Here is a 4,393-nt window from a genome sequence, read left to right on the forward strand (position 1 = left end):
GAGCGACCTGCCGCACCACCGACTTTCGGTAGGCGTCGGGCATCCAGTCGCGCGGCTCGATGCGGTCCTTGCGGGCGACGGTCGACCGGAACTGCGCCTCGAGCTCTGAGCCGACACCAGCCGATGAGCTGACCGATGACATGGGTCCTCCAGGTGCGGGTCGACAAACCGAATGATCGGTCTGTAGCATACACGCCACCATCCGATTGACAAGCCGAAGGGAGCCTCACCGTGAGCGCACTGCTCGAGAGCTATGTGGCAGGCAGCTGGTACGCCGCCGACGACGAGGGCCAGCCGATCCTCGACGCGGTCACGGGAGAGGAGGTCACGCGCGTCTCGAGCCGAGGCCTGGACTACGCCGCCCTCGTCGCCCACGCCCGGCAGGTCGGAGGCCCGGCGATCCGGAAGCTGACCTTCCACGAGCGCGCCGCGATGCTCAAGGCGCTCGCCAAGCACCTCGGTCAGTTCAAGGACGACTTCTACGCCCTCTCCTTCCGCACCGGCGCCACCCAGCGCGACTCGCTGGTCGACATCGACGGCGGCATCGGCACCGTGTTCTCCTACGCCAGCAAGGGCACCCGCGAGCTCCCCAACGACACGATCGTCCTGGACGGCGGCACCGAGGCTCTCGGCCGCAACGGCACCTTCCTGGGCCAGCACATCTACACGTCGCGTCCCGGCGTCGCGGTCCAGATCAACGCGTTCAACTTCCCCGTCTGGGGCATGCTGGAGAAGCTCGCGCCCGCGTTCCTCGCCGGCCTGCCGAGCATCGTCAAACCGGCCAGCCAGACGGCCTACCTGACCGAGGCGGTCGTACGCCGCATCGTCGAGTCCGGCATCCTGCCCGAGGGCAGCCTGCAGCTGGTGAGCGGCAGCGCCGGCACCCTGCTGGACGAGCTCGACGAGCAGGACTCGGTCGCCTTCACCGGCTCGGCCCACACCGCCGAGATCCTGCGCAACCACCCCGCTGTGCTGAAGCACGGCGTACGCCTCGGGGTGGAGGCAGACTCGCTCAACTGCTCGATCCTGGGCCCCGACGTCACCCCCGACGCCCCGGAGTTCGACCTGTTCGTCAAGGGTGTCGTGGCCGAGATGACCGTCAAGGCGGGTCAGAAGTGCACGGCCATCCGCCGCGCGATCGTCCCCGAGGGCATCGCCGACGACGTCATCGCCGCGATCAGCGCACGGCTCGCCAAGACCACGGTCGGCAACCCCGCTGACGAGTCGGTGCGGATGGGCGCCCTGGCCAGCCGCGCCCAGCGCGAGGAGGTCCGCAAGGCGGTCGAGGCGCTCCGCAACAGCGCCGAGGTGGTCTTCGGCGACCCGGACAGCGCCACCTTCGGAGCCGAGATCGTCGGCGCCGACGCCGAGGCCGGTGCCTTCCTCGGGCCCGTCCTGCTGCGCGCGCGACCGGACGCGAGCGAACCGCACGACGTCGAGCCGTTCGGCCCGGTCAGCACCGTGCTGACCTATGCCACGACCGCCGACGCCGTCGCTCTCGCCGCCCGGGGCAAGGGCAGCCTGGTCGCCTCCGTGGTCACCCACGACCCTCAGGTCGCGCGCGAGATCACGCTCGGCCTGGCGCCCTGGCACGGGCGGGTCCTCGTCCTCGACCGCGACGACGCGGGCGAGTCGACCGGCCACGGCAGCCCGCTGCCCGTGCTGGTCCACGGCGGTCCCGGGCGTGCCGGTGGCGGCGAGGAGCTCGGTGGCATCCGCGGCGTACTGCACCACATGCAGCGCACCGCGATCCAGGCCTCCCCCGACATGCTGACCGCCATCTCCGGGCGCTGGACGGCCGGTTCGCGGCGTACCGGGTCCGACGTGCACCCGTTCCGCAAGAGCCTCGCGGAGCTGGCCATCGGCGACTCCATCACCTCGGCCCAGCGCACCGTGACCCGCGCCGACATCGACCACTTCGCCGAGTTCACCGGCGACACCTTCTACGCGCACACCGACCCGGAGGCGGCGGCCGCGAACCCGCTGTTCGGCGGGATCGTCGCCCACGGCTACCTCGTGGTCTCCCTCGCCGCCGGCCTCTTCGTCGAGCCAAACCCGGGCCCGGTGCTCGCGAACTTCGGAGTCGACAACCTCCGCTTCCTCACCCCGGTGAAGGCCGAGGACACCATCCGGGTGACGCTGACCGTCAAGCAGATCACCCCACGCAGGTCGGCCGACTACGGTGAGGTGCGCTGGGACGCGGTGGTCACCAACCAGGACGACGCTCCCGTCGCCACCTACGACGTGCTCACGCTCGTCGCCAAGGAATCCTCGCCGGCCCCGGAAGGCTCCGCCTGATGTATCGCCTGACCATCCAGTACGACGCACCTGCCGACCCGGTTGCCTTCGACGAGCAGTACTTCGGCCGGCACGTGCCGCTGTGCGCCGGCATCCCGGGCCTGGCGGCCTCCACCTTCTCGAAGCCGAGGGTGCTGGGCGCCGGCACCGCGCCGTACCTCATCGCCGAGCTCGACTTCACTGACCGCGACGCCTACCAGGCGGCGATGGCCTCCGCCGAGATGGGAGTGGTCGCCAAGGACGCCGACACGCTGCCGGCGACGCGGGCGATGTTCGTCGGCGAGCTCAGGGACAGCTGAGCCGTCCAGGCGTGGGACGATGAGGCGATGAGCGAGCAAGTGGCCAGGAGCGGGCGCACCCTGCCCTCGGGCGAGGCGCGGCCGATCTACAACCTCGACCGCCTGCTCGACGTCGCGGTACGCGTCTTCACCGAGCGGGGGTACGACGGCACCAGCTTCACCCACCTCGCGCAGGCCTCAGGTCTGTCGAAGTCGTCGATCTTCCACCACATCGAGAGCAAGGAACAGCTCCTCCGCCTCGGTCTGGAACGGGCGCTCGAGCCACTGATGGCCAGCACGACCGAAGAGGCCGCGACCACCGGGCCCGCCATCGACCGCCTCACCCACCTGGTCCGACGTAACCTCGAGATCATGGCCGATCGGCTCCCGTACGTGAAGCTGCTGCTCAACGTGCACGGCAACACCGACACCGAGCGATGGGCGCTCGAGCAGCGACGTGCCTACGACAAGTTCGTGGCAGGCGTCGTCGAGGACGCCATCACCGAGGGCACCGTGCGCGCGGACATCGACGCCCGGACCACGGCCCGGCTGCTGTTCGGCATGAGCAACTCGGTGCGCGAGTGGTATCGACCCGAGCAGCACACCAAGCCGGCCCAGCTCGCCGACCAGGTCTGCTCCCTGGTGCTCGACGGCATTCGCGTCCGCTGACGGTCAGGCGCGGATCCCTTCGAGAGTGAAGACGGTGCGGCGGTCGTAGTCTTCCCGTGACGGCCGGCCTCCGTGCTTGAGGGAGAGCGCGTTGTCCCGGAGCAGGGCGTGGAGGTCGGAAGCGGTGAAGTCCTCGCGCAGGACACCGGCGGCTCGCGCGGCGGCGACCAGCTCGTCGTTGAAGTCGCCCCCGACGCGGCAGAGCTCGACCAGGCCCGGTGAGTCGGGATAGGTCTGCAGCATGACGTCGACGAACGCGGACCGGCGATACTGGAGATCACGGATGTCGGAGACGTAACCCACCAGTCGCTCACCCACGTCGTCGATGGCGCGGGCACGATCGATGATCGGGTGCAGCTCGGTCGCGACAACCTCCTCGATGACAGCATCGATCAGGCCGATCCGGCCGCCGAACCGGTTGAAGATCGTTGCCTTGCTGACCCCGGCCGCCTTGGCGACCTCTTCGAGCGGCACGCTCAGACCGTTGTCCTGAAAGGCATCGATGGCTGCGCGGCGGATCTGGTCAGCGTTGCGGCGAGCGTCCGCGCGCAGCCGCGACGGCGACGTCGCCTCACCGGTCGCACTCATCCTTCCCCCGTCGCGCGAAGTTGACCCATTGGGTCAGGTTATCTACCGTCTCCGGAAATGACTAACCTGACCACCCAGGTCAATTTAATTCGAGGGGCACCCACCATGATCGTTGTCACCGGCGCCACCGGCGTCCTGAACGGCGCCACCGTCGAGCAGCTGCTGAAGCGCGTACCTTCTGACCTGATCGGCGTCAGCGTGCGCAACCCCGAACGCGCGAAGCACCTCGCCGACCGCGGCGTCCGGGTGAGGCAGGACTCCTACGAGGACCCGGCCACGCTTCGCGAGTCCTTCGCCGGAGCCGAGCAGGTGCTGCTGGTCTCCGGCAACGACCCGTCGGCCGACATGATGACGCTGCACCGCAACGCGATCGAGGCCGCCGTCGATGCGGGCGCCCGGCGCATCCTCTACACCAGCCAGTCCGGCGCAGCCGACAGCCCGTACCCGCCGGCGCAGCTGCACGCCGCCACCGAGGCCGTGCTCGCCGACTCGGGAGTCGCCTGGACGGCTCTGCGCTACGGCTTCTTCGGCAACCTCGACGATCTGCTGGGCCCGTGGCA

5 protein-coding genes are annotated in these 4,393 nt (G+C 69.7%); 4 read left to right on the forward strand and 1 reads right to left on the reverse strand.

Features of this window, described 5'->3' with window-relative positions; genetic code table 11:
* Positions 1-231 precede the first annotated feature (231 nt).
* From paaZ to ACRDPS_RS10545, 3 genes are read left to right on the forward strand one after another with little or no spacing between them, the layout of a single operon-like run.
* A complete protein-coding gene (paaZ, locus tag ACRDPS_RS10535; protein ID WP_431501584.1) occupies positions 232-2,298 on the forward strand; it encodes a phenylacetic acid degradation bifunctional protein PaaZ in 2,067 nt (688 codons plus the stop codon).
* On the forward strand, positions 2,298-2,597 hold the full coding sequence (locus tag ACRDPS_RS10540; protein ID WP_431501585.1) for an EthD family reductase: 300 nt from the start codon (positions 2,298-2,300) through the stop codon (positions 2,595-2,597). The genes paaZ and ACRDPS_RS10540 overlap by 1 nt, the downstream gene beginning before the upstream one ends.
* 27 nt (positions 2,598-2,624) lie before the next feature.
* A complete protein-coding gene (locus ACRDPS_RS10545) occupies positions 2,625-3,245 on the forward strand; it encodes a TetR/AcrR family transcriptional regulator (protein WP_431501586.1) in 621 nt (206 codons plus the stop codon).
* A gap of 3 nt (positions 3,246-3,248) precedes the next feature.
* On the opposite strand, the gene ACRDPS_RS10550 is transcribed toward ACRDPS_RS10545, so the two are convergent.
* Positions 3,249-3,833 carry a TetR/AcrR family transcriptional regulator gene (locus tag ACRDPS_RS10550; RefSeq protein WP_431501587.1) on the reverse strand — a complete coding sequence of 195 codons (585 nt, stop codon included), beginning with the start codon at positions 3,831-3,833 and terminating at the stop codon, positions 3,249-3,251.
* A 105-nt stretch (positions 3,834-3,938) separates the two neighbouring features.
* On the opposite strand from ACRDPS_RS10550, the gene ACRDPS_RS10555 reads away from it, so the two are divergent.
* The coding region (locus tag ACRDPS_RS10555; protein WP_431501588.1) for an NAD(P)H-binding protein at positions 3,939-4,393 on the forward strand (455 nt) is incomplete at its 3' end.

Source organism: Nocardioides sp., assembly GCF_050699375.1.
In the GTDB taxonomy this organism is placed as follows: domain Bacteria; phylum Actinomycetota; class Actinomycetes; order Propionibacteriales; family Nocardioidaceae; genus Nocardioides.